The sequence below is a fragment of the Aliivibrio thorii genome, assembly GCF_057368585.1.
In genome coordinates this window covers 1,997,647-2,022,563 of the sequence record NZ_CM170654.1, presented here as the reverse complement: position 1 = coordinate 2,022,563, position 24,917 = coordinate 1,997,647, and the positions used below count along the sequence as shown (strand labels likewise).

At 38.2% G+C, this 24,917-nt stretch carries 20 protein-coding genes; 11 read left to right on the top strand and 9 right to left on the bottom strand.

The genetic code is table 11. The annotated features are described in order from the left end of the window. Positions 1-14 precede the first annotated feature (14 nt). Complete coding sequence (locus AC2IP4_RS09120) at positions 15-1,220, top strand: Bcr/CflA family multidrug efflux MFS transporter (protein WP_375322083.1); 1,206 nt, start codon at positions 15-17, stop codon at positions 1,218-1,220. Further along, positions 1,221-1,910, top strand: a complete 690-nt coding sequence (locus AC2IP4_RS09115; RefSeq protein WP_375322084.1) for a DUF2913 family protein — start codon at positions 1,221-1,223, stop codon at positions 1,908-1,910. It begins immediately after the preceding gene. An 88-nt stretch (positions 1,911-1,998) separates the two neighbouring features. Here AC2IP4_RS09115 and AC2IP4_RS09110 read toward each other — a convergent pair whose 3' ends face one another. After that, positions 1,999-3,441, bottom strand: a complete 1,443-nt coding sequence (locus tag AC2IP4_RS09110; RefSeq protein WP_486310198.1) for a DUF2867 domain-containing protein — start codon at positions 3,439-3,441, stop codon at positions 1,999-2,001. Between the two features lie 126 nt (positions 3,442-3,567). On the opposite strand from AC2IP4_RS09110, the gene AC2IP4_RS09105 reads away from it, so the two are divergent. The 6 genes from AC2IP4_RS09105 to fabV all read left to right on the top strand — a co-directional run bounded on the left by AC2IP4_RS09105 (position 3,568) and on the right by fabV (position 12,351). Further along, entirely contained in the window at positions 3,568-4,947 is a 1,380-nt protein-coding gene (locus tag AC2IP4_RS09105) for an MATE family efflux transporter (protein ID WP_486310197.1), read from the top strand. A 125-nt stretch (positions 4,948-5,072) separates the two neighbouring features. Next, complete coding sequence (locus tag AC2IP4_RS09100; RefSeq protein ID WP_105054344.1) at positions 5,073-5,744, top strand: ABC transporter ATP-binding protein; 672 nt, start codon at positions 5,073-5,075, stop codon at positions 5,742-5,744. Further along, on the top strand, positions 5,725-8,178 hold the full coding sequence (locus tag AC2IP4_RS09095) for an ABC transporter permease (RefSeq protein ID WP_375322088.1): 2,454 nt from the start codon (positions 5,725-5,727) through the stop codon (positions 8,176-8,178). The genes AC2IP4_RS09100 and AC2IP4_RS09095 overlap by 20 nt, the downstream gene beginning before the upstream one ends. Continuing rightward, a complete protein-coding gene (locus AC2IP4_RS09090; protein WP_105054346.1) occupies positions 8,178-9,299 on the top strand; it encodes a lipocalin-like domain-containing protein in 1,122 nt (373 codons plus the stop codon). Before AC2IP4_RS09095 ends, AC2IP4_RS09090 begins: the two co-directional genes overlap by 1 nt. Positions 9,300-9,464: 165 nt before the next feature. Next, positions 9,465-10,610, top strand: coding sequence for a Na+/H+ antiporter NhaA (gene nhaA / locus AC2IP4_RS09085; protein WP_375322089.1), 1,146 nt, complete (start codon positions 9,465-9,467; stop codon positions 10,608-10,610). 538 nt (positions 10,611-11,148) lie between these two features. Then, positions 11,149-12,351, top strand: a complete 1,203-nt coding sequence (fabV, locus tag AC2IP4_RS09080; RefSeq protein ID WP_375322091.1) for an enoyl-ACP reductase FabV — start codon at positions 11,149-11,151, stop codon at positions 12,349-12,351. Positions 12,352-12,474: 123 nt separating this feature from the next. On the opposite strand, the gene AC2IP4_RS09075 is transcribed toward fabV, so the two are convergent. The 7 genes from AC2IP4_RS09075 to AC2IP4_RS09045 form a co-directional block, all read right to left on the bottom strand. After that, on the bottom strand, positions 12,475-14,157 hold the full coding sequence (locus tag AC2IP4_RS09075; protein WP_375322092.1) for an aspartate:alanine antiporter: 1,683 nt from the start codon (positions 14,155-14,157) through the stop codon (positions 12,475-12,477). Positions 14,158-14,302: 145 nt separating this feature from the next. Continuing rightward, a complete protein-coding gene (locus tag AC2IP4_RS09070) occupies positions 14,303-14,566 on the bottom strand; it encodes a GrxA family glutaredoxin (protein WP_060990515.1) in 264 nt (87 codons plus the stop codon). 230 nt (positions 14,567-14,796) lie between these two features. Further along, positions 14,797-15,651 carry a MurR/RpiR family transcriptional regulator gene (locus tag AC2IP4_RS09065; RefSeq protein WP_105054351.1) on the bottom strand — a complete coding sequence of 285 codons (855 nt, stop codon included), beginning with the start codon at positions 15,649-15,651 and terminating at the stop codon, positions 14,797-14,799. A 328-nt stretch (positions 15,652-15,979) separates the two neighbouring features. Beyond that, on the bottom strand, positions 15,980-17,623 hold the full coding sequence (gene panP, locus AC2IP4_RS09060) for a pyridoxal-dependent aspartate 1-decarboxylase PanP (RefSeq protein ID WP_105054352.1): 1,644 nt from the start codon (positions 17,621-17,623) through the stop codon (positions 15,980-15,982). A 176-nt stretch (positions 17,624-17,799) separates the two neighbouring features. Then, positions 17,800-18,312: a hypothetical protein gene (locus tag AC2IP4_RS09055; protein ID WP_105054353.1), complete on the bottom strand. Its 513-nt coding sequence runs from the start codon at positions 18,310-18,312 to the stop codon at positions 17,800-17,802. A gap of 104 nt (positions 18,313-18,416) precedes the next feature. Next, on the bottom strand, positions 18,417-19,316 hold the full coding sequence (locus AC2IP4_RS09050) for a LysO family transporter (RefSeq protein WP_375322093.1): 900 nt from the start codon (positions 19,314-19,316) through the stop codon (positions 18,417-18,419). Between the two features lie 90 nt (positions 19,317-19,406). Beyond that, the gene (locus tag AC2IP4_RS09045) at positions 19,407-20,333 is read right to left on the bottom strand and encodes an HDOD domain-containing protein (RefSeq protein ID WP_375322094.1); all 927 of its coding nucleotides are present in this window, start codon (positions 20,331-20,333) and stop codon (positions 19,407-19,409) included. A 427-nt stretch (positions 20,334-20,760) separates the two neighbouring features. Between AC2IP4_RS09045 and AC2IP4_RS09040 the strand changes: the two genes are divergently transcribed. Then, on the top strand, positions 20,761-21,345 hold the full coding sequence (locus AC2IP4_RS09040) for a TfoX/Sxy family DNA transformation protein (RefSeq protein WP_375322095.1): 585 nt from the start codon (positions 20,761-20,763) through the stop codon (positions 21,343-21,345). Between the two features lie 76 nt (positions 21,346-21,421). Here AC2IP4_RS09040 and AC2IP4_RS09035 read toward each other — a convergent pair whose 3' ends face one another. Beyond that, positions 21,422-21,973, bottom strand: a complete 552-nt coding sequence (locus tag AC2IP4_RS09035) for a hypothetical protein (RefSeq protein ID WP_105054357.1) — start codon at positions 21,971-21,973, stop codon at positions 21,422-21,424. A gap of 275 nt (positions 21,974-22,248) precedes the next feature. On the opposite strand from AC2IP4_RS09035, the gene AC2IP4_RS09030 reads away from it, so the two are divergent. Both AC2IP4_RS09030 and serC read left to right on the top strand, forming a co-directional pair. After that, positions 22,249-23,550: a DUF945 family protein gene (locus tag AC2IP4_RS09030; protein WP_486307130.1), complete on the top strand. Its 1,302-nt coding sequence runs from the start codon at positions 22,249-22,251 to the stop codon at positions 23,548-23,550. Between the two features lie 209 nt (positions 23,551-23,759). After that, a complete protein-coding gene (gene serC, locus AC2IP4_RS09025) occupies positions 23,760-24,842 on the top strand; it encodes a 3-phosphoserine/phosphohydroxythreonine transaminase (RefSeq protein WP_486307131.1) in 1,083 nt (360 codons plus the stop codon). The last annotated feature ends 75 nt before the right edge of the window (positions 24,843-24,917 follow it).

Genomic DNA, 24,917 nt, shown 5'->3' with positions numbered 1-24,917 from the left:
TTGGTTTCTTACCTATGCCATCTAACACCACTGATCGTCCTGAATCACCTTCATTAAGTATCTTATTGATCATTATTTTAGGTGCTATTTCAGCGTTAACGCCACTTGCTATTGATATGTATGTTCCTGCAATGCCAAGTATTGCGGCAGATCTTGGTGTGTCAGCAGGCTCGGTGCAAATGACATTAACGGCGTATACGGCAGGGTTTGCAATAGCGCAGTTAATTCATGGCCCGTTAGCGGATAGTTACGGGCGACGACCTGTATTAATTATAGGTACTGTCTTATTTGCGCTTTGTGCAGTGATAGGCGCATTGGTTGGTGGGATTGAATCATTGATGTATATCCGTGTATTGCAAGGTGTTGCAGGCGCGGCATCAGCGGTAGTGGTTCAAGCCATTGTTCGTGACATGTTCAATAAAGAAGATTTTGCCCGCATGATGGCGTTTATTACGCTTGTTATGACGGTGGCTCCATTGGTTGCGCCTATGATTGGCGGACACATGGCAGTCTGGTTTGGCTGGCGTTCAATCTTTTGGTTATTGGCCGTTTTTGCGGTTCTGATTATTTTTGCCATTCTGTGGCGTATTCCTGAAACGTTAGCAGAAGAAAACCGTTCTCCGTTTAATCTAATAACGTCATTAAGAAATTACCGTTCATTGTTTAAGAACCCAGTGTCTCTTGGTTTGATCTTTTCTGGTGCTTTTTCTTTTGCTGGGATGTTTTCATTTTTAACCGCAGGATCGTTTGTTTATATCGATATTTATGGTGTCAGTGTTTCTAACTTTGGCTACCTGTTTGGTTTGAATGTTGTTTTCTTAATTGTAATGACCACGATTAATGGTCGTATGGTTAAGAGAATGGGTTCGCATAATATGATTAAATTTGGTATTTCTATTCAATTATTTGCAGGCGTACTGATGGTCGTAGGGCAATTATTGAATTGGGGATTATGGGGAACGGTGGTTCCAGTAGTTCTATTTGTTGGTTGTATTTCAACCATTGGTAGTAATACCATGGGCTTGTTGTTAAGCCACTACCCTAAAATGGCAGGAACGGCCTCATCGCTTGCAGGAACATTAAGATTTGGTACTGGCTCGCTTGCTGGGGCGTGTATTGCAATGTTTCCTGCTGATTCTGCTTGGCCTATGGTGAGTTCCATGGCAGCATGCTCAATCTTATCTTTTGGTTTTTATTTTGTTTTTGGACGTAAAGCGTAAATGAGTAAAGAAACAAACACAGTGAATTATTATCAAGAAATTCAAAAAGTCGTTAACGAAGCGCTAAAAGACTTACAAGAAAGTAAGGATAGCGGACGTTTACCTAAGAATCCGGTGAGCGCAAATCACTTTTTAATTCGCTGGGTGACAACTGCGATTAAGTCTCAACGTTTTTCACGTTGCGTAGCAAAAGATTTGATGACGTGGCAGAAAGAAGGCCGAACAAAAGGTACAGGAACACAATTACCTGTCCGTTTTGAGCATTACTCTCGTTTGTATGCGACATTAGCGCCTGCTGATATGGTAACACCAATTACAAAATCAGGATTGATGGCGTGGTGTGAATCTCTGGAAGAGCAAGATTGGTGTGTAACAACTGATTATGAAGTACTAGCAAAAGCGTCTTTATTCTCAGATGGTGATCATTCTTTAATTATTTGCGCGACTCAGCTGGCTTCATGTTTTGAAGGTGATGATGAAGAAACTCAATCTTTAGTTAAACCATTAACGTGTTATGTTCGCGGTAATCACCATGAGTTTGTTGAATCGGCTTTTGAGCACGGTTTAATGGTACATAAGCGTTCGGATTATAAATCAAAAGTGAAATATCACGGTGAGTACCTGATTTTCCCGAATAATCATGGTTTACAGTTAGGTGAAACGCCGTTTTCATTTAATGTGAAGAAATAGAATTTATTTTTCTGTTTATTTATAAAAGAGAAAAGCGCAGATCTTCTGCGCTTTTTTATGTTTGATAGTTAGCGTCCCTTAATTACATTTATTTTTCAGCTTCTGCTTTTTTACAAATGGCTTTAACCATGCCTTTAAAAATAAATAGGTGTGCAGGAAACATAGCAAACCAATACATCAATCCCCAGAATCCTTTTGGATGCCACCAAGCACTAACATCTAGCTGTCTATGGTGTTCATCAATGTCTTTAATTGAAAACTCTAGTCGTCCTAGCCCCGGAGCGGTCATACCAAAGAGAAGTGATAAGAATTTATTTTCTTCACAACGGATCACTTTCCATGAATCAATGTAGTCACCGAGTTTTACCTTTCCTGACTCTGGTCGTCTTCTGATTGGAAATGAACCACCGAGTAAAGGATCTAACCACTCTCTGGTGCGCCATAATGCATTGGCAAAGAAATACCCTTCTTTACTTCCTAAACGTTCAATGACCGTCCAAAGTTGCTCGGCTGATGCTGTGGTAGTAAAGCTTGCGCCTGCTTGTTTTGGGTAAAAACCATAGTCGGATTTCCAGCGTTTTAAAGCACTTGGGTCAAAGCCCCATATTTCACTCTTGATGGTTTCATCATTGGTTTCTTGCGCTCTATTTATGGCATCAGATAACGAGAGTAATGGTTGAGGGAATTCGCGTTGGATGTCGGTATTGTTGGCGATAAGATCATGATCGATACCGGCCAATAATGCTCTTCCTAAATCGGAAGGAACAGAGGTGACAACACCAAGCCATAAGCCCGCAAAACTAGGGCTAATCAAACGGGTTGGAATGATTTTAATTGAACGGTGGTTACGTTGGGCAATGAGTTGAAATAAAGATTGATAGCTAACCGTTTCAGGGCCGCCAACTTCAAAGGTCATTGATTCAGTCAGTGGGTAATCAATACATTGAAGTAAATAATAGTTAAGGTTTTCTATCGCAATAGGGTTGGCTTGTGAGTTAATCCAAATAGGGCAGATTAATAATGGAAAATGATTAACAAAATCGGTCATGATCTCAAAAGCGGCAGAGCCTGTACCTATGATTATTCCTGAGTTGATTTCAATCGTTGGTATACCTGTTGAACGCAGTAATTCTCCTGTTTTTTTACGTGCAAGCAAATGTTGTGATTGATAGCCTTCTGGCTGTAATGCGCTTAAATAAATGATTTTAGTTAGAGATGATTGTTTTGCGGCAGTTTTGAAATTCTCAGCAAGAGAGACTTCATAGTCAATAAAATCATGACCGTGGGACATTCCGTGAACTAAGAAATAGGCAATATCACAGTTTTCCATCATAGGAAGAATAGTACTGGCATCTTCTAAATCAAGGTAATTACAGTGCAAATTTGGATGGTCAACAACCCTATCAAGTAGGTAATCAATATTACGAGCGCATGCAATAACGTTATGCCCTTGTTGTAATAATTGTGGGATTAATTGTGGGCCTACATACCCAGAGGCACCAACGATTAGGATTGTGCTTTTTTTATTCAAGATTGCTCCTTTACCTTGTGAATATAAATATTAATTACGTTTTGATTCTAGTACAATTTGTAGGCATATACCTAATGGATCTTGTGTAGTGCAAATGGTTAATTTGTTGTTTATTTGAGGTTCTTCATGTCTGTTTTTCTTGCTAATGTCATTGGCCATACTCGGGGTGACTTTCTTAAGCGATTAATTATGATCGCAATCCCGATTGCTCTACAAAATATTATGTTTTCAAGCAGAGGATTAGTTGATGTTCTCATGCTTGGTCAATTAGGTGAAGCTGAGATTGCGGCGGTTGGTGTTGCCAGCCGAGCGACGTTTGTTACGACTATCATGTTGGTAGGGGTAACGACTGGTGGTGCTCTATTAACGGCTCAATATTGGGGAGCTCAAAATAAAGAAGGGGTTCGTCAAAGTACTGCATTGACTTGGATGGTAAGCATGGCAATGGCAACAGTCCCTGTTGTGTTGTTTTTACTTATCCCTCATCAAATTATGTCACTGGCGACAGACTCTCAAGAAGTTATCGATTTAGGTGCTGATTATTTATTTATCACCGCGTTAACCATGTATGTTGTGTCTTGTGGCAGTAGCATGGCAGTTGGCCTGCGTTCTATTCATCAGCCTGGGGTCAGCACGTTTTTTAGTGGCATTGGTATTGTTGCAAACATCTTTTTTAACTGGGTCTTAATCTTTGGTAACTTAGGCGCGCCAGCTATGGGGATTAAAGGGGCGGCATTAGCGACGTTGATCAGTGGTGTTATTGAAATTGTGTTCCTTTATGGCTATCTCTATAGTCGCTCGCATTTATTAAGCTTTGGTTTAGAAGAAGTAAAAGCGGTGTTGAATTGGCCTAAAATTTCTAAGTTTCTTTCCCTTTCTTTGCCAACAACATTTAACTTTTTAGTATGGGCTGCGGGTATCTTTACTTACCATGCCATTATGGGGCAATCGGGCGTACAAGGATTAGCTGCCTTATCTGTTATTTCACCGATAGAATCTATTGCTCTTAGTTTTCTTATTGGCGCAGCGGGTGCGGCATCGGTATTGATCGGTAATCAGTTGGGTGCAAAAAAATATGAAGCGGTTTATTACCAAAGCTGGGGAGTACTTGCATTAAGCGTGGCGACCAGCATGGTTATTGCTTTGTTTGTTATGATTTTCCAGCATCAAATCTTAGATATGTTCCCAGCGTTAACTGAAGATACTCGTGCAATTGCTGAGAAATTTATGGCTATTTTGGCGATTATTATTGTGATCCGCAGTGTACCTCTTACGGCTATTGTTGGCGTATTACGTGCTGGTGGTGATGTTAAATATTGCTTATATCAGGATATTGTCTCGCAATGGTTTATAGGGATACCTATTGCTGCGATTGGTGCATTACTTTTAGGATTTCCTCCTGAGTACGTTTATGCACTGTTTGTGGTGGAAGAAGTAGTGAAATGGTTTGGTTCAATTTATCGAATGAAATCTAAAAAATGGATTAAAAATCTGGTAGATGCGTAACAAAAGATGTTTTTTTGGTTGGTATCGGTAAGCAGGGGGTTTTAAGGGCATAAAAAGCTTTCTGAAAGAGGGGTTATAGTGTAAATTCTGTTACCGATATCACAAAACATCTTTTGAGAGGGTTCATGTTAACACTGACAAACCTGAATAAAGGGTATTTGGATGGCGGAGAGTTTCATCCAATACTTCAAGGGGCAGAATTAACAATTGAGCAGGGTGCTCAAATTGCATTAATGGGCGAAAGTGGCTCGGGCAAAAGTACTCTTTTAAACCTTATTGCTGGCTTAGACAGTGTAGACAGCGGCGAGATCGATCTTGCTGGATTTTCTATGCACTCGCCAAAGCAAAGTTCTCGAACGTCCTATCGTCGAAATAATATTGGACTTGTTTTTCAACAGTTTAATTTACTCCCTACGTTAACCGTTGCTGATAATATTCGTTTTTGCCGTCAACTCAAAGGGTTGAGGGATGATGATGCATTATGGCGTCAAATTATTTCAGCATTGGATCTTATGCCTTTATTGGGTCGTTACCCTGAAGAAATTTCTGGTGGCCAGCAGCAACGAGCTGCAATTGCTCGCGCCTTGTATATGGAACCAAAATTATTGTTGGCTGATGAGCCTACAGGCAGCTTGGATGAAAAAAATGCTGAAGCGGTAATGCGACTGTTAACTCGATTATCTCGTGATCTTCATTGTACGTTATTGTTGGTTACGCATAGTGAAAAAGTAGCCAATCATATGGATGGACTCGTGAGGCTTCAAGGAGGACAGTTAAATGTTATTTCCGGTAGCTAAAGCACTTCTTGGACACTACCGTCGACATCCGCTACAAATATTTTTAGTATGGCTTGGCTTAACACTTGGTGTGGCACTGCTTGTTGGTGTTCTTGCGATAAACCATCACGCTAAAAATAGTTACAGTGCGGGCGAAAAATTATTTTCGAATCCTTTTCCTAATCGTATTCGCGCTATTCAAGAAAATATCTCTATTCCTCAAGCGTTTTATATTAATTTACGTCGTGCCGGTTATACCTCTTGTATGCCTATCCAAACCTTACATTTGGAGACTGATGATGATATTGATATCTCGTTAATTGGTATCGATCCTGTCGCTTTAATGCAAATATCGACGAATAATCTTGCTAGTACGGTCGATATGCTTGCACTCATGCATCCTCCGTTTCCTATTTTAGTGAGTCAACCTCTTGCTTCTTATTTTGGCTTGGACGATGGCGACTCTATTACGCTGCAAAATAAATCTAAGGTTGGCCCTGTTATTATTGATAAGGCTCAACGTTTATCTGGCTCTCGAATGTTCTCTGATATTGCGTTAACTAAAATGCTAGGGCACAAATCGGGGTTTGATATCATTCTTTGTGGTGAAATGTCTGAAAGTCAGACTGACCGTTTAGAGAGAATGTTACCTAGAGGGTTGCAACTAGAAACACATAAAGAATCAGGATTAACAGCATTAACTAAAGCGTTTCATACCAATCTATTAGCGATGGGAATGCTCTCTTTTGTGGTTGGTTTATTTATCTTTTATCAAGCAATGTCGCTTTCTTTTGTTCAAAGACAGCCATTGGTTGGTACGCTTAGACAAATCGGTGTTTCGACAAAAGAACTCATTGTAGCGATGAGCTTTGAAGTTGGTTTATGGGCGATCATTGGCTGGATAAGCGGTAACTTTTTTGGATTATTACTCGCGAATCAATTAATCCCTGCGGTATCAAACAGTTTGTACTCTTTATATAACGCTGATGTGGATTTATTGGTCACGTGGAGTTGGAGTTGGAGTTACCAAAGTCTATGGATGGCAGTTTTAGGCTGTGTTTTAGCCTGTGGTTGGCCGCTTTATCGCTTACTCAGTACAGAACCAATCCGTTTAACTGCACGTCTATCTTTAGCACGTTTTGCAGGTAAAGAGTTTCAAGTTCAAGCTATTGTGGCTTGTGTCTTTTGTATTGCTGCTTATTTAATGAATTTATTACCTCATAGCCATGAAAATGGATTTATGTTAATTGGTTTCTTAATGATCAGTGTGGGCTTGTTAACGCCTTTTATACTTTGGAAGCTTTTTGATTGGTTGTCTTATCGATTGCCATCAGCAAAAGCTCGTTGGTTTTTCTCAGATTCTGCGGCAAGTTTAAGTTATCGTGGTGTTGCAGCTATGGCCTTTATGTTGGCTCTGGCTTCTAATATTGGCGTGGAAACCATGGTCGGAAGTTTTAGAGCAACGACGAATAACTGGTTAGATCAGCGTCTTGCTGCTGATGTTTATATTCAACCAAGTAAAGCTTCTGCGAGTAGGATCAGTTATTGGTTAGAGAAACAACCTGAAGTTGAATCGGTTTGGAGGCAATGGACCATTGATTATCAGACAGAGTATGGGAAATTAGAAATTTTAAGTACAGGATCAACCTTAGGTGAAAAAAGTGCGTTGACAATGAAGGTGGCTATCCCTGAATTTTGGTATTCACTTCATCATGAGCGAAGCGTGTTGATCAGCGAGTCGATGGCGCTGAAATGGAATTTAAAGCCGGGGGATCATTTAGATTTACCTACGCCTATGGGGGATAATTGGAAGATTTCCGGTGTGTATTATGATTACGGTAACCCTTATAACCAATTATTACTTTCTCACCATGCTTGGCTAAAAGTTTTTGGTGGGCAAGGTAAGACAGGAATAGGGGTTGTTTTAACTGATAAGGAAAAACGGACGGAGTTGATCGGCCGGATTTTGAAAAAATACAGACTACCGATTGAGCAAGTCAGTGATAATAATAATATTCAAACTCAAGCGATGAGAGTGTTTGACCGTACCTTTATTGTGACTGGCACCTTGGGTAATTTAACTCTCGTTATCGCTGTATTTGGGTTGTTTTTTGCCACTTTAGTTGGTGAGGTATCACGACAAAGGCAAACTGCATTATTAAGATGTTTAGGCTTATCAGGGAAAGAATTAGTATTATTAGGCGGTTTACAATTATTAATGATTGGACTGTTTACCATGTTAATTGCTTTGCCATTGGGAATTGTGCTTTCTCAATTATTAATTGATATCGTAATGAAATATGCGTTTGGTTGGACGATGGAAATTAATTATTTTCCGCTAGAATACCTCACGACATTTTCTTGGACATTGCTCGCTCTAACATTAGCTGGTGCGGCTACGATCTGGAGAGTGACGAAACGGCAAGCTATTGTTTCATTAAGGGAATCCTTATAATGCAGCCAAATCATATGAATAAAAGTAGTATAAGGATATCGCTTTTTATTGTCGTTCTTATTTTAGGCTCTGCGATTGCCTATTATGTGAATTGGAAAGGTGTCGATACGGAAGGGAATAATGAGATTAACTCAATTTTTGCGCAGTCGAATAATTTCTATTTTAATCCTGTTCTCCCTAATTCAGGGTTAAGCTTTCCAAAAGATTATTATGAGCACGCAGGCTTTCAGCATGAAAAATGGGCAATGACGGTTAATGCCATTAATCAACGTGGTGACAGTGTTGGTATTCAATGGACGATGTTTAGAGTTTCAAGCGATGATAGAGAAACGAAAGGGTGGCTAGACCCTCGTTTATATATCGCTAAAGTTGTGATTACAACCAAGAATAAAAAGTGGGTGGGTGAACGCTTGGCTAGAGGTGGTATTGGGCAAGCGGGTATTAACAAGCGCCCATATCGAGTGTGGATTGATGATTGGCAATGGCGAAGTTTAGGGAAGAGTCCTTTTCCTGGTTTACTGTCGGCTGTATCAAATGATTTTTCATTAAAATTATCGATTAATTCAAACAGTGATCCCATTCCATTAGGTGAAAAAGGTTACTCTAAAAAGCACGATTTGCTTCCAATTGCTTCTTATGAATACATTGTTCCCTTTCTTACTGTGCGTGGAAATATTATGTTAGGTAATGAGGTCTATACGATTTCTGGCAGGGCGATCTTAGAGCATGAATGGGCAAGCGGATTTTTAGACGAGTACCAGCAAGGATGGGATTGGTTTATTATTAATTTAGACCAGAATCGTAAGTTATTAGTTACGCAGTATAGACATACGGGTCAAATGCCATATAAATATGGTGCTTTATTATATAAAAATGGTAATTCTGTAGCGTTAGATGATTCTGATTTTACACTACAAACGTTACCTGCTCGGGAGTTAAGTAATGGGCGCAAATTGCCATTAGAATGGATAATCAATGTTCCAAAATATAATATTAATTTAACAACACAAGTAGTAAGAAACGAGCAGTGGCTCGATACGCATATTCCTTATTGGCAAGGGCCGATAACTACGACTGGTTCTAATGAAGCTACGGGGTTTATGCAATTAACAGGGTATTGATACAAGGACGGTATTATCGATGCGAATAAATAAGAGTATAGTGGTGAATACTTCGGTATTTCCGAACTATTCACTCTGAACAAGCGATTATTCTTGATCTTAAACAACGGGTAGACTTTCTTTTTCGTTTTTCCGTAAACTATAATTATAAGTGAAGGACATCTTATGAGTGATGTTATTAAGAATTTTTTTAAACTAGAATCCGCCGGTGGGATTCTATTAGTGATTGCAGCGGCGATCGCAATGATGATTGCAAACTCTTCTTTTGCTCCAATGTACGATACTTTTTTACATACCTATATTGGTGGTATGTCTGTTTCGCATTGGATTAATGATGGTTTGATGGCTATCTTCTTCTTCCTTATTGGTTTAGAAGTAAAAAGAGAGCTACTTGAAGGTGCTTTAAAATCTAAAGAAACGGCTATCTTCCCTGCAATTGCTGCAGTGGGCGGTATGCTTGCACCAGCACTGGTTTATGTCGTATTTAATATGAGTGATCCAGAAGCGCTTTCTGGTTGGGCTATTCCTGCAGCAACGGACATTGCGTTTGCTTTAGGTATTATGGCATTACTTGGTAATCGTGTTCCTGTGAGCTTAAAAGTATTCTTACTTGCTCTAGCAATTATTGATGACCTTGGTGTTGTGGTAATTATTGCCTTCTTCTATACGAGTGATCTATCTATCTTAGCGCTTGTGATTGGCTTTATTATGACAGGGATTCTATTCTTACTAAACGCGAAGCACGTATCGAAGATCCGTTGGTATTTATTGGTTGGCTTTATCTTGTGGGTAAGTGTACTTCAATCTGGTGTTCACGCTACCTTAGCTGGTGTTGTTCTTGGTTTTGCTATTCCACTCAAAGGTAACAAAGGCGAATGTTCTCCATTGAAACACATGGAACATGCATTACATCCATATGTTGCATTTGCTATTTTACCGTTGTTTGCATTTGCTAATGCGGGTATTTCATTAGAAGGCGTATCATTAGACAGTTTAACAACAACGTTACCATTAGGTGTTGCGTTAGGTCTGTTCCTTGGTAAACCATTAGGTATCTTTAGCTTTAGTTATGTTGCTGTGAAATCAGGGGTTGCTAAGCTACCTAAAGGCGTAAACATGAAGCATATCTTCGCGGTTTCAGTTCTTTGTGGTATTGGTTTTACAATGTCGATCTTTATCTCATCACTGGCGTTTGGTGGTGTGAATCCTGAGTTTGATAAGCTCGCTCGACTGGGCATCTTGATGGGGTCTACTCTAGCAGCAGTGGTTGGTTATGTTCTATTGCACATTAGCCTACCTAAAAAAGCATAATGAATCGTTAAGTTAAAATAGGTACCTCGCTTAGGCGGGGTATTTTTTTGTCTAAGTTAATATTGTGCGGCTAAACGCTAGACAAAAAAAAGCCCAAACAAATGAATGGGCAAAAGGAATATAGGAATTATGAAAAAGCTATGCAGTTGATAATAAAAAAAATTTGGCGGCCTGCTAAATTTCAATCATTAATTATCAACGGGTACTTATTCAGACTTACGATATTTAAGTTAGTTCAACTTTTTTATGTTTCTTTTTTATAATGACTAAAAAAGAAAAACCCGTTATCTATAAGCGCTAAAAGCGGGATAACGGGTTACTTGAATCAATCAAGAAAAAGCAGTGGAATTATGAACATAACATCAGACTTCACTTTATTTAGATAGTTCAAAAAAATACGAAGATAATGCTATTTTTTATTAAAATATATTCTGACACCTCCAACCACTCACTATTTTGACAAAAATTGTCATAAATGGGATGCGAACTGGATAAGAACCTTTTATCCTAGAGGTAATTATTAAAAGGAAAGTTGAACATGATCATCAAACCTAGAATTCGTGGATTCATTTGTACAACCACTCACCCAGTTGGTTGTGAGAACAACGTGAAAGAGCAAATCGCCCTAACTAAAGCGCAAGGCCCAATTGTTAATGCACCAAAGCGTGTATTAGTTGTGGGTTCTTCAAGTGGCTATGGTCTTTCTTCTCGCATTACTGCTGCGTTTGGTGGCGGTGCATCAACTATCGGTGTTTTCTTTGAGAAAGCGGCGACAGAGAAAAAACCAGGTACTGCAGGTTGGTATAATTCGGCTGCTTTTGACAAGCTTGCTAAAGAAGAAGGCCTTTACTCAAAAAGTTTGAATGGCGATGCTTTCTCTAATGAAGCAAAACAGAAAACGATCGACTTAATCAAAGAAGACTTAGGTCAGATTGATATGGTGGTTTACTCTCTGGCTTCTCCAGTACGTAAAATGCCTGAAACGGGCGAAGTTATTCGTTCTTCACTAAAACCAATTTGTGAAACGTATACTGCAACTGCTGTTGATACAAATAAAGATGCGATTATTGAAGCATCGGTTGAGCCAGCAACAGAGCAAGAAATCCAAGATACTGTAACGGTAATGGGCGGTGAAGATTGGGAATTATGGATGAATGCATTATCTGATGCAGGCGTTCTGGCTGATGGTTGTAAAACTGTTGCTTATAGCTACATCGGTACTGAGCTTACATGGCCTATCTACTGGGATGGCGCGCTAGGTAAAGCGAAGATGGATTTAGATCGCGCAGCGACAGCGCTAAACGAGAAACTGTCTGCGACAGGTGGCACTGCAAATGTTGCTGTTCTTAAATCAGTTGTAACTCAAGCAAGTTCAGCTATCCCTGTTATGCCTCTTTATATCGCAATGGTATTTAAGAAAATGCGTGAAGAAGGCGTACATGAAGGTTGCCAAGAGCAAATCCTACGTATGTTTAGCCAACGTTTATATAAAGAAGATGGTTCAGCTCCTGAAGTTGATGACCAAAACCGTCTACGTTTAGATGATTGGGAATTACGTGAAGATATCCAAAAACATTGCCGTGAGTTATGGCCTCAAGTAACAACTGAGAACCTAAAAGACTTAACAGATTATGTTGAGTATAAAGAAGAGTTCTTAAAACTATTTGGTTTTGGCGTTGATGGTGTTGATTACGACGCAGACGTAAACCCAATGGTTGAGTTTGATGTTGCTGATATCTAATTAATGCCCTTGAGGTAATTAATTACAGATAAAATAAAGCCCCAGAGTGAATTATCATTCTGGGGTTTTTTATTGGCTATGGATTATTATACCAATTTCATTAATGGCATCAGTATAAATTAGTTAAGCCAGTAAGATCATTATAGTACCAGCAACGGTCATCAAGATATTAGCGATGGCATAAGTACCAGCATAACCAAGCGCAGGGATTGTACTGCGTGCGTGTTCATTTACAACATCCATTGCTGGGCCACACGTACGAGCACCAATGATGGCACCTATCAGCAATGCGCGGTTCATATTTAAAATATAAGCACCAACAAGATAGGCAAGTATTACAGGAACGACACTGACAATGAGAGCAGCCGCTAATACTTTTAAACCATCTTCAGAGAAGTATTCAACAATGTTACCACCAGCGCTAAGACCAATACCAACCATGAAAACCAGTAAACCAAGGTTTTTGGTCATATTAAGAGCTCCTTGAGGTACATAACCAAAAGTAGGGTGATTTGCTCTTAAAAAGCCTAAGGTGATACCAGATATCAATAAGCCAACTGCATTACCTAAACCAAAAGTAACTTGCCCAAAGCTCATGGTGATCATGCCGAACATAATGCCAAGAATAAAGAAACTACAGAAAGCTAATAAATCTGAAACCTGGCTGTGTATAGAGATGAAACCAATCTTATCGGCAATATGATGAACTTTGCTTTTTTCACCGCTGACTTGAAGAATGTCCCCTTTAGCTAACACGATATCATGTTCAATTGGCATTTCAATTTGAGCACGAACAACACGGTTTAAGAAGCAGCCGTATTCTGAAAGGTTTAATTCCGAAAGACGTTTACCTGCAATATTGTCATTTTTTACAACAATTTCTTCTTCCGCGATACGTAGATCTAATAGGTTGCGGTCAAATACTTCTTTACCGTTTCTAAAGCTTGGATCCAAACGAGCATGACTATCTGGGTAACCTACTAAAGCAATTTCATCACTTTGTTGAAGGATATAGTCGCCATCTGGGTTAGCAAGAATACCATTGCGACGAATACGCTCAATGTGACAACCAGTTTGACGGTGAATACCGAGCTCGCGGAGATTTTTTCCATCAGTCCAATCGATTAGTTCTTGCCCAACACGATAAGCTCGAATGATTGGTAAATAGACTTTTCGTTGACCTGCGCTGCCTATACCACGTTCCTGAGCAATTTGCATTGCACTGTCTTGTAGGTTTTGTTTTTGTAACTGTGGAAGTAATCGAGCTAATAAAATTAAGCTTGTTAAACCAATAAGATAAGAGAAAGCATAACCGACACTGAGGTTATCAATTACTTTACTGAAATCGACACCTTCAGGCAAAACGGCTAAACCTGAATTTAAGGCATCTTTTGCACCCACTAACACTGGCGTTGCAGTCAGAGCGCCTGCCATCATTCCAGTAGAAAGACCGTAGTCTAATTTTAAGTAATGATCGATTAAGAAACTAAGAGAAATTGCAGAGATTAAGACAACTAATACAAGCAATAAATAATGCTTACCGTCACGAAGGAATATACCAAAGAAGTTTGGACCAGCTTCAATGCCAACACAAAAAATAAACAGCATGAAACCAATATTGAGTGAATCAGCAGTAAAGGTATAGCCGAGACTTCCCATAAATAGGGCGGTGATAAGAACACCAATAGAGCTGCCTAATTGAAAGCTACCGATTTTAACTTTAGCGATAAATAAGCCAAGAGCGAGAACAACGAATAAAAGTAATATATCGTTTTGCGATAACAAGGTCGCAACATCAATGTTCACTGTATTTTGCCTGAAATATGGAAGAAGAAAATGTGATGCAAGTCTAACTTAAAAATGGCGAATGTATAACCATATTTATAAATAAAATGAAAAAAAATCACCGCTAAAGAGCGGTGATTTAAAATACATTGGTATAGGCTATAGATTAATCAAAAAGGCCTAGGTTTTCTTTTGCATACGCTTCAAATTCTGTACAGCCACCAATATGGTCTTGGTCGATGAAAATTTGAGGAACAGTATCAACAGGCTTACCTACTGTTTTTTCTAAATCTGCTTTTGAAATCCCTTCTGCATGAATATCTACATAGCGGTAGTTAAAATCTTCACGTTTTTCTTTTAGTGTCTCAGCATGCTCTTTTGCACGAACACAGAATGGACAACCAGGACGACCAAAAATTACAACAAACATAGCTTTACTCCAAATAGTAAGGGATGCGTATTACTCGCAATCAATAGGTACACTATGCCTGTTGATGTAAACAAAGTAAAGATGGTTTTGCCTCTTTGATTAATAGTTAAAACCTATCGGTTAGTCTGTTTGATTATAAGGAAGGAAAATGAATGAAATCAATAAGCTTTATAAAAAAAGAACCAGCAAATTGGCCAGTTCTTAAGGTACAGTAGGATACTAAAAAGAAATCAGTGTGAATTATCTTTTTCGTAGCGAGAGTCTTTAAGTGCATCTTTAACACGTTTCAAATTATCTCTAAAGCCAGCCCCACGACGTAATGTAAAGCCCGTAGCTAATACATCAATCACTGTCATTTGTACGACACGACTTGCCATTGGCATATAAACATCAGTATCTTCTGGAACATCTAAACAAATCGCAAGTGACGCCATTTTTTCAAGGGGGGAGTCTTTCGCTGTAATTGCGATAACTGTTGCGCCGTTTGATTTCGCAAGTTCTGCTACTTCAACTAAGCTTTTTGTGCGCCCAGTATGAGAAATTAGTACAACAACATCGTTTTCTGTACTGTTAATACAACTCATTCGTTGCATTACAATGTCATCAAAACAAGTGATTGGAATATTGAAGCGGAAGAACTTATTCATTGCATCATGAGCAACAGAAGCGGACGCTCCAAGACCAAAAAATGAAATCTTTTTTGCTTGAGTTAATAGATCAACGGCACGATTTACTTGCATAGGATCTAAGCTATTTTTAGCGACATCTAAACAAGCCATTGTTGATTCGAAAATTTTATGAGTATAGGCATCTGGACCGTCATTTTCTTCAACATTACGGTTCACATAAGGTGTACCATTTGCCAAGCTTTGTGCTAAATGAAGTTTGAAGTCAGGGAAGCCTTTTGTATCTAGTCGACGACAGAAGCGGTTAACAGTAGGCTCACTGACATCTGCCATTTTAGCTAAGGTAGCAATACTAGAGTGGATGGCTGTTTGTGGTGAAGCCATGATAACTTCAGCTACTTTGCGCTCTGACTTACTGAAGTTGTCTAAATTGTTTTGTATCTTCTCAATGGTATTCATATGCGCTCTTCTACATTTGTTTGCTATAGCCTTAGCCAGAGTAATCATGATTTACTCTGGTTAAAGCTATAAATATTCGAGTTAATCTAAGTATATACGTTTGTGTTGCTTGTCTCTAACAAATGCCCTTCTTGATTGTATTTTTATAACAATAGTATGACAGAACTCTAAAAATACTTTCCAAATTGAAAGTGTTTTTTTTATAAATACGAGATTATCGTTATTTTTCTAGGATTTGTGTGATTAAATTTCAGACTTGAAGGAACATAATTACAAAAAAGCAGATTGTTTCTTGTGATAAAACAACCTGCTTTAGAAAATATATGAATTATTTGAGGATTGAATTGGTGAGTTTTATAAGCTGCGGTAGTGAAATCTCACTGCTACTAGCGATCTCTCTTTGTTCGATAAGTACATTCTGTAAAATTTCTTTAGTCGTTAGCGGGTTGGCTAATACTACTCTAAATACAATCGTAGGTTGAGACTGATAAGCATCAGGTGTTAAACGAGTACGAGAAACGAAAGATTTACCCGTTTCACGTTGTGTTTTTTGAATGTATTTAGTCAGGTTATCGAGATGCTCATATAATTCTGCTCGTTGCTCAGCAGTTGCTAGTAACAAAGCGGCCTTTACATTACTAGGAACGTATCGGTAAGTCAGCAAGCATAGCTCAGGCTCAGAGATTAATTCAAAATCATCTTGTTGTTTGATCAATTCTGAAAAATATTTTGCTTTCTCAATGCTTTGATTAATCAGTAGCTCATAGCCTGGACGGCTAATTACGTTAAAGCAAGAGTAGAGCAGCATTGCCATGCCACTGCGTGAACCTTCCAGTGTGTGACGACCTAGATCTTTAGAGCCTTTACGGAGGATATACTCAGCGTGATGCTGGATAGATGACATTAATTCAGGATCTTTGAAGATAACCATTCCAGCCCCCATAGGGACATAGAGCTGTTTATGTGCATCAATAGTAACTGAATCGGCTAAATCAATACCATCAAGTAAGTGTCGATAAGTATTCGACATTAATGTAGCACCACCCCAAGCGGCATCAACATGAAAGTGACATCCTTCTTGTTGGGCTATTTGTGCTAATTGGCGTAATGGATCAATAGTGCCGGTTTCTGTTGTGCCAGCAACGCCAATAATAGCTAATGGTTTAATGTTCTTTTCTTTGACGGCGGCAATTTTTTTGTTTAAGTCAGCCAGACAGATACGATTATTGTTGTCAGTTTTTACTGCAATAACACCATCTTGACCAATGCCTAATACATCCGCGGCTTTTTTAACGGAATAGTGACCACGCTCGGAAACAAAAATAGCAAGCCCATTACATTTATAATGAGTAAGAGCTGCAAAAAGGCCTTGTTTTGCAATGCCTTCAAACTCTCCATCAGGTTGTAATAAGCGATTTCTTGCTACCCATAATGCGGTGATGTTGGCAATAGTCCCGCCAGAACAAAAAGCACCAAGAGAATGGTCTGCACTGTGCATCCAGTGATTATAGAAGCTGTCTTTTTGACCATAAATTAGGCGATGTAGCATACCTAGTACTTGGCGCTCTAACGGCGTAAAAGCTTTAGAGGTTTCAATTTTTACCAAGTTTTGGTTTAAGGCAATCATGATCTTTGATAGCGGCATTAAAAAATAAGGCAATGCAGATGTCATGTGGCCAATAAAGCTTGGTGCTGAGGTATGAACAGACTGAGAGACTACCGTATCTAATAGGTGCTCAGTGTGCTCTGATACATAGGTCGGAGACTCTGGCATTGAAGAATCAGTAAAATCTTTTTCGATTTCTGTCAGTGGTTTTTCTTCAGCGACGATATGTTCTCTTAAGAATTTATTCAGATTTTGAGAGAGTTCTTGTTCAATTTTTCCAAGCGTCGAATCGGGAGCTTCCGGAACAGTAAAAATTCGCAACATGCTCTCTAGGTTGGCATCCGCTGTTTTGTTGTCTGTTACCATGGTATCTGTTCTATTCTGTTGATGATTGAAAAGCAAAGTGGGCGATCTCTTTACCTACGAATAAGGGCACAATTTAGAACAAAATCACGTAAATGTCTTGTTTAAAATGCGCCACATCGATTTTTGATAGAGGTAATTAGTATCAAATTAGTGTTGTTGGTGAAATAAATACCAATTTATTTGCAGTTTATTTCACTAATTTCGCTCATTTTTTGGTTGTATGCGTTTAGTGGAGCCTCAATTTCTTTAGGGTGGCTTAGGATATCTGCAAACGCTGAGCGTAATTCATAGTTTTGTTTGTGAGGTTGAGCTTGGCGATCATCAAAAGTCACTTTTGCTATTTTTCCTAACTCGTCATTATTTGAAGCGAGTGTTTTTATCTCTTTTTGATCTAGCTGTAACCAAGACTCAATAGACTGGTTTGTTTTGACTTTAGATGCATCATTCTTTAGATAAAAATCTACTGCAGCACGATTTAACTCAAAGTGATGTTGGCGTCCTTCTAAAAACCAATTACCGACACTTTCTAAATTAGGATCTTTTTTGACCGTAATTGAAATTAATTCTTTATACCAAGTTAAAGAGGCATCAACATATTGACTGTATTGATTGCTTAGGCATTCCGTATTAGCTGCTTGAGCAGACGTTGTTAACAAAGCGAATGGTAGAAGAAGGGCAGCTAGTTTCATTACAAATCCTTAGAATGAATCATTATTATTGAATGTGATTGTAGGCATCAGATAACTAAATGCAATTGAAACAACTCACAATGTGATGCCTCCCTACGAACTTATTATAAGGACACAAAAAAGAGCATTAAAAAAGGAACTAACAGACTTAAAATAAAGCCACTAACAATAGCGATAGGAACACAGCGAATACCACCACAGTTTTGAATAACCGGCAGTGTAAAATCCATCGCTGTTGCGCCTGCATAACCAATAGAAGTGACGGGATAACGATGAATAAGCGTCGGGATTAATAAAAGAGCGACTAATTCACGCATTAGTTCATTTAAAAAAGAAGCGCCACCATAGACGGGGCCAAGCGCGTCCCCCATTAAGATCCCAGCCAGAGAGTACCAGCCAAATCCTGATGCCATAGCCAATCCATGATTCAGTGGAATATCTAAAAAGAGAGCAGCAATTAGTCCACCAATGAGTGAGGTTGATAAAATCACGGCTGCAATAATTATTCCGTGTTTATTTAGAAGTATTTGGCGAAGTGATAACCCACTATTTCGTAACTGGATGCCAATAAGAAAAAGAAGAACTAATAAAATTAGCTCGCTTGCATTTTCAACCCAAGTAAGGTCAATTCCGCTGAGTAAACCAAAAACTAAGCCTGCAGCAACCGCGAGTAGTAGTTTTGCTGACTCTAAAATCATCTTAAAAAGAGGCAGCGTATTTTTATTTCCTTCAGAATTAAGCGGGAAGAGTTTGTCCATAATAGGAAGAACGGCTAAATTACAAGCACTAATAGAAATAAAGAAAACAGCAGTAATGGTTATTATTTGATTTAAATTTTGGGCGAGGTTATCCAAAGCAGCAAGGCTGAGTCCCATTAATGCAAGAATGATAGTTACTAAATGGCTTGTTGCGGCATTAATTCGTTGAAGAGGCTTCTGAGAATGAAGTGGAATTAAGTAGCCAAATACGAGTGGTAAAAAAACAAATAGCATTCCAGAAAGCATGATTATCGATCTCGTCCATGAAGAAGGCCTTGAGAATATCAAGGCTTCTAAATGACATCAATATAAGTTATTCGATTTATTGTAATTTAATTACAAGCCACTGCTTCTTAGTGTTTCTTTAATGCGGTTGTTGAATTGACTATTAGTTAAATTACTTAATGTATAAAGTGCTTCAGCGCCTTCAAGTGTAATTTCTATTTCGTGTTCATCAATGGCATCGTCTTTATTTCTAAACATTAAAAGGTGGCTAGCAATACGTGCGATATCTAAATAATTAATCGGATGCTCAGTACCTTTTTCCTTGTTTTCGTTAGTGGCTACTGCTAAAAAATCGACATCAAATTGCCAATGGTTTAACACGTGGTAGCTAGTTGCATTGCATTCATTGTCAAAAATATAAATAGCTAACTCAAGATCAAGATAATTCCCTTGCTCAAGGTAGTCATAATATTCGTTTACTAGGCAAAAAAGCCCTATATCGGCAAGTAAACCCGTGAGTAATGCTTTTTCGGGTTCAAGATAATCAAGAGATGTATCCTCACTCTCATTTATCATCTCTTCGCAAATCATCGTCATAACTGCGGCGAATTCACGTGAGCGTGCTGCACTTTTACGAAGCAGTGCATTGCATTCTTTATTCAAATCACTTGAATGCTTTAGCTGTTCTATTGCTTGCGCTGTAACGATGTCGCGTACACGGAATATCCCTAATCGAGATACGGCGGTTAGAACATCAGTACAGGTAATATTTCTGCGATTAAATACAACGGAGTTAGCCATGCGTATAACAATAGCTGTTAGGCTTGGATCTTCTAATAAAGTATCTGAGACATCTTTAATTACTGTGCCTTCAAGAGTACATAACTTTTGAATTTTAAGTACAACATCAGGGATAGGAGGCAATTTTATTTTGCCTGATGAGATACTTTTCGACGCTAATCGACTAAATTCAGTTCTTAATGCAGTCAGTACTTTGTCTTTATCGTGGGACAGCCAGAAAAACGATAAATGAGTCATTCTTAATTCATATTTTAAAATAATGAGTTAATCATACAGCGTTTTTCTGATTTCTAAGAAAAAAGTCAAAAAAATGAGACCGTTTACGAAAAAATTAAGGTTTTTTACTTTCAGAAAGGAGAAAAGTTATTATTAATAGATAAATAAGAGTCAAATTATTGGTGTTGTAAATTAATCTTGTGAGCCTCATCAATGAATCGATAGGTTAAGTTGTGAGACTATAATGTGATAGAAGCCTGAAGAAAAACTTAGTTCGTTACATAAAATAATACTTAAAGGTGTGATCGGACTTAAGGAATATGCTGTAGATTCCGCAGTTAATGTAAAAAGGCTAGAAACTTATTTATTGTATGTTTAATATTCAATTGCTTGATGTCAATTTTCTGACAGGGACGGGGGTCGTAAGTTTAAGATCAAGGAGATCGAGATGAACCATTTAGAGGAACGCTTTTTTAATTTTGTAAAAAAACTGGGAAAATTTAATAAACGCTCGATGTTTGGTGGCGTTGGTTTGTTTACCGAAGATGCGATGTTTTCATTAGTCACTGAAGGACGCTTATATGTTCGAGGTGGTGGATCAGTCGATGAACAGTTTGAAAAATTAGGATGCGAACGCTTTAAACACGTGAAAAAAACGACAATCGCGACAGTTAACTATTTTGACATCAGTGAGCTTTTTGAAAAGAAGCCAGCCTTATTGCTTAGTATCATCAAAGAGGTGATGGAAAATTCACGTTTAGAGCGTGAGTTTAAAAAATCAAAAGAGAATCGCCGTTTGCGTGATTTGCCAAATATGCAATTAACACTAGAAAGAATGGTAAAAAAATCAGGAGTTCCTGATGTTGATGCCTTTTTAGAAATCGGTGCTGTTGATGTATTTAGAAAAGTAAATACGACTTATGGCGGTGATGTGGATGTAAAACTTTTGTGGAAATTTGCAGGAGCAGAATCAGGCGTTCATTGGACATTATTACAAGAACCAATGAAAAGAGCGTTGCTTCAACAAGTTTAATTTGAATAAATAAAAAAACCTCGTTATTCCTTTTGTTGTCTAAGGTATAACGAGGTTTTTTTTTAGCTAAATTTAATTAGTACTTAAAGCGAGCTGTCAGTAACAGTTGATCGCCATAGATACCATTAAAACGACCTTCAGCACCGATAGAGAACAATTCTGTTGAGTGGAATCGGCCGTAAACAGAGAAAATAGTATCGTCATTATCTTCAATAGATAGGTAACCTACTTTACCACCAACTTCTAGTTGAGGACCTAACCATTGACGAACGCCTAAGTTAAGCTCCATACCTGTGTCATTTTTGTAGTGTTTGTTATCATCAACAACACGAAGTAGCATTTCACCTGTAATGTCAGCCCAGTTATTTACTGGAGCGTGAAAGCCTAGACCAGCAGCTAAATCGTAATCGCCATCTAGTTCTGAGTCGATAGAAGCAATAGCGTGTGCGTTAGGGTGGATTGATTTGCTAAAACCAGCACCAAATGTTGAAGGGCTAAATCCAATGCGAGCTTCAGCATAGTCATAACTAAAGTTGCTCATGATGGCATTGTTTGGATCATTATCTGCAGCCATTGATGTTGCTGAAATAAACATTAGGCTTGAAGCTAAAAGTGTCTTACGGATCATGATATTTGAAACCTATCAAAGTGAGTGCTGTAACCAAAAATATACGTCAAATACTAACAGAAATAGGTATTTTTGCTAGAAGCGAGTCTACAAAATTTGGAACAACAGCAATTAGTCAAAAAATTAACGTGCTATTTATATACTTTAATTAAGCAAAATATAAGCCAAGTTAAGTAACCTAGAGCTCTTAAAGTTTGTTTATCTTATTAAATAGAGGTGTATTGATCTTATTGTCTTAGGTAAACTAATTTAAATCGTTAAAAGTGGATAATGAAATGAAAGAATTAAGAAAATATGCAGCCATTGGTGGCGCAGTTGCACTGGTTGCGTGTTGGCCGTTTGCTACAGGGAAGATAGGTGAAGCGATTTTTAAAGATGGGATTGCGTCATACAGCAACTCTATCATTGAGGTTGAGTCAATCTCATATGATCGTGGTTACTTAAGTTCGACCGCTCAAAGTCGAATTCATGTTGTTGATAAAGGCTTAAGTGAAGAGCTAAAAGAAGCGGGATACCCAACTGAAATTCTGGTTGAACATGATATATCTCATGGCTTATTCTCAATATCTTCGACGTCAACGTTTGTAAGTAAAGAAGATACATCAGAGTTTATTCAAGGTTTAACACTAACGACTGAAAGTCAATTAACTGGAACCACGAACTTATTACTAACAAGTGAAGATACTGATTTTGCAACAGATGACTTAAAAGCCCAAGGTGTTGAAAAACTCTTTTTAGCGGCGAGCCAAGTCTCTGCGACGGTTGCAAAGGATGGGCAGTTTAGTGTCTCTTACCAATTGCCTAAAACAGAATTAAGATTAGACAATCAATCTGAAATGACAATTGATAATGTTGCTGGTCAAAGTATTGGTCATTATGTGGATGACATTTTCATTGGTGAAGCGAGTGTTGGATTTGATAAATTAGTATTAAATGACATTGAAACTAAACTTAACAATGAAGTTAAAGGATTTAAATACAAGAGCGTTAACCAAATTAATGAAGTAAAAGATAAAGCGGAAGAAAATACATTTACATCTAAAAATACGTTAACACTGGCAGAGGCCACAACAAGTGCTGGTGTATTAAAAGAGGGTGTATTTGATATTAGTTTTGAAAATCTAAATTATGATGCAATTCTTAAACTGGTTCCTTTGCTTCAAGAGCAAGAGTTAACAAATGAAAATATTGAACAATTGATGTTGTCATTTGATTTATTAGCAGCAAAAGGTTTTTCATTAAATATTAATGAGTTCAGTGCAAATGTGTTAGGCAGCAAAGTTGATAGTAAAGTATTAATGACATTACCAGCGGGCACTGCAAGAGCATCACAAAATGCGGATAAACTGGTTCAAACCTTACAGGGTAATGCCGAGCTCGTTATTGCGAAGAAATTAGTGGATGAAACTCCCGAGCTTCGCATACAAATGGATGAGTTGTTAATTAATGAATTTGCAGTAGAAGACGGAGATAATTACCGTTTGTCAGCTAAAATCGCTGACGGTCAAATTGAATTGCTTAATGGGCAAAAAATGCCGTTATTTATGCTGTTAGGTTTTTTAAGTTACCTACGTTAATAGCGGATATATTAAGTTAAAGTAGCTCACTAAGGTGGGCTATTTTTTTATTTAGTGAATTAGATCACTTTCTGATTTCTTTGTAAGGGAAAAGGTGGTATTAATTTCTACACAATATTAACTAATAGCAACTTAGATAAATATTTAATCAGTGATTTATCTAAGTTGATATGATTGATTTTTATAAATAGCAGGAGCCTTTGAGAAACATGGAAAAAGTATTTAACTTTTGTGCTGGTCCAGCAATGCTGCCAGCAGACGTTCTAGCCCAAGCTCAAAAGGAATTGGTGAATTGGAACGGTTTAGGCACTTCAGTGATGGAGATTAGCCACCGTAGTAAAGAATTTATTAAAGTTGCGGAAGAGTCTGAACAAGATTTACGTGATTTATTATCGATTCCAGATAATTATAAAGTGTTATTTTGCCAAGGTGGTGCGCGAGCACAATTTGCAGCTATTCCATTAAACTTACTTGATGGTAATACAAAAGCAGATTACGTCGATGCGGGTTATTGGGCGCAAAGTGCGGTAACTGAAGCAAAAAAATATTGTTCACCTAATGTAATCGAAGCCATTATTAATGTTGATGGTAAAAAAGCGGTTCAACCTGCCGCTGAATGGGCATTAAGTGATGATGCTGCTTATGTGCATTTTTGCCCAAATGAAACGATTGATGGCATTGAAATTAATGATTTACCAATAACAGATAAACCAATTGTTGCTGACATGTCTTCGACGATTTTATCTCGTCAAATTGATGTGTCTAAATATGGTGTTATTTACGCAGGAGCTCAAAAGAACATTGGTCCTGCTGGCTTAACGATTGTTATTGTCCGTGATGACTTACTTGAGCTTGCCGCAAAAGCGCTTCCTAGTGTATTAAATTACGGTGTACTGGCAAAACAAGAGTCTATGTTCAATACACCGCCAACATATGCTTGGTACCTTGCTGGCTTAGTTTTTAAATGGCTAAAAGCGAATGGTGGTATTGAAGCGATGGAAGCACATAACCGTAAGAAAGCGGCTGCATTATATGATTACATCGATCAGTCTGATTTTTATCGTAACGAGGTTCATACGAACAACCGTTCTTTAATGAATGTTCCATTTCAACTAGCGAATTCAGAGCTAGATGCTCAGTTTCTTACATTAGCAGATGAAGCTGGGTTGAAAGCATTGAAAGGACATCGGGTTGTCGGTGGAATGCGAGCATCTATTTATAATGCAATGCCATTAGAAGGTGTTCAAGCGTTGGTTGATTTCATGAAAGCATTTGAAGCGCAATACGCGTAAGCTTTATATTTCGATAAAATAATATTAAAAAGCCGACACTGGTAAACAGTCTCGGCTTTTTTTTGTTTTTAATTT

Coding starts and splice junctions, on each gene's coding strand:
- AC2IP4_RS09105 (WP_486310197.1), top strand. CDS start 3,568: ATGTCTGTTTTTCTTGCTAATGTCATTGGCCATACTCGGGGTGACTTT.
- AC2IP4_RS09045 (WP_375322094.1), bottom strand. CDS start 20,333: ATGACTCATTTATCGTTTTTCTGGCTGTCCCACGATAAAGACAAAGTA.
- panP (WP_105054352.1), bottom strand. CDS start 17,623: ATGGTAACAGACAACAAAACAGCGGATGCCAACCTAGAGAGCATGTTG.
- AC2IP4_RS09030 (WP_486307130.1), top strand. CDS start 22,249: ATGAAAGAATTAAGAAAATATGCAGCCATTGGTGGCGCAGTTGCACTG.
- AC2IP4_RS09035 (WP_105054357.1), bottom strand. CDS start 21,973: ATGATCCGTAAGACACTTTTAGCTTCAAGCCTAATGTTTATTTCAGCA.
- serC (WP_486307131.1), top strand. CDS start 23,760: ATGGAAAAAGTATTTAACTTTTGTGCTGGTCCAGCAATGCTGCCAGCA.
- AC2IP4_RS09050 (WP_375322093.1), bottom strand. CDS start 19,316: ATGCTTTCTGGAATGCTATTTGTTTTTTTACCACTCGTATTTGGCTAC.
- AC2IP4_RS09115 (WP_375322084.1), top strand. CDS start 1,221: ATGAGTAAAGAAACAAACACAGTGAATTATTATCAAGAAATTCAAAAA.
- AC2IP4_RS09100 (WP_105054344.1), top strand. CDS start 5,073: ATGTTAACACTGACAAACCTGAATAAAGGGTATTTGGATGGCGGAGAG.
- AC2IP4_RS09055 (WP_105054353.1), bottom strand. CDS start 18,312: ATGAAACTAGCTGCCCTTCTTCTACCATTCGCTTTGTTAACAACGTCT.
- AC2IP4_RS09120 (WP_375322083.1), top strand. CDS start 15: ATGCCATCTAACACCACTGATCGTCCTGAATCACCTTCATTAAGTATC.
- fabV (WP_375322091.1), top strand. CDS start 11,149: ATGATCATCAAACCTAGAATTCGTGGATTCATTTGTACAACCACTCAC.
- AC2IP4_RS09095 (WP_375322088.1), top strand. CDS start 5,725: ATGTTATTTCCGGTAGCTAAAGCACTTCTTGGACACTACCGTCGACAT.
- nhaA (WP_375322089.1), top strand. CDS start 9,465: ATGAGTGATGTTATTAAGAATTTTTTTAAACTAGAATCCGCCGGTGGG.
- AC2IP4_RS09040 (WP_375322095.1), top strand. CDS start 20,761: ATGAACCATTTAGAGGAACGCTTTTTTAATTTTGTAAAAAAACTGGGA.
- AC2IP4_RS09090 (WP_105054346.1), top strand. CDS start 8,178: ATGCAGCCAAATCATATGAATAAAAGTAGTATAAGGATATCGCTTTTT.
- AC2IP4_RS09070 (WP_060990515.1), bottom strand. CDS start 14,566: ATGTTTGTTGTAATTTTTGGTCGTCCTGGTTGTCCATTCTGTGTTCGT.
- AC2IP4_RS09065 (WP_105054351.1), bottom strand. CDS start 15,651: ATGAATACCATTGAGAAGATACAAAACAATTTAGACAACTTCAGTAAG.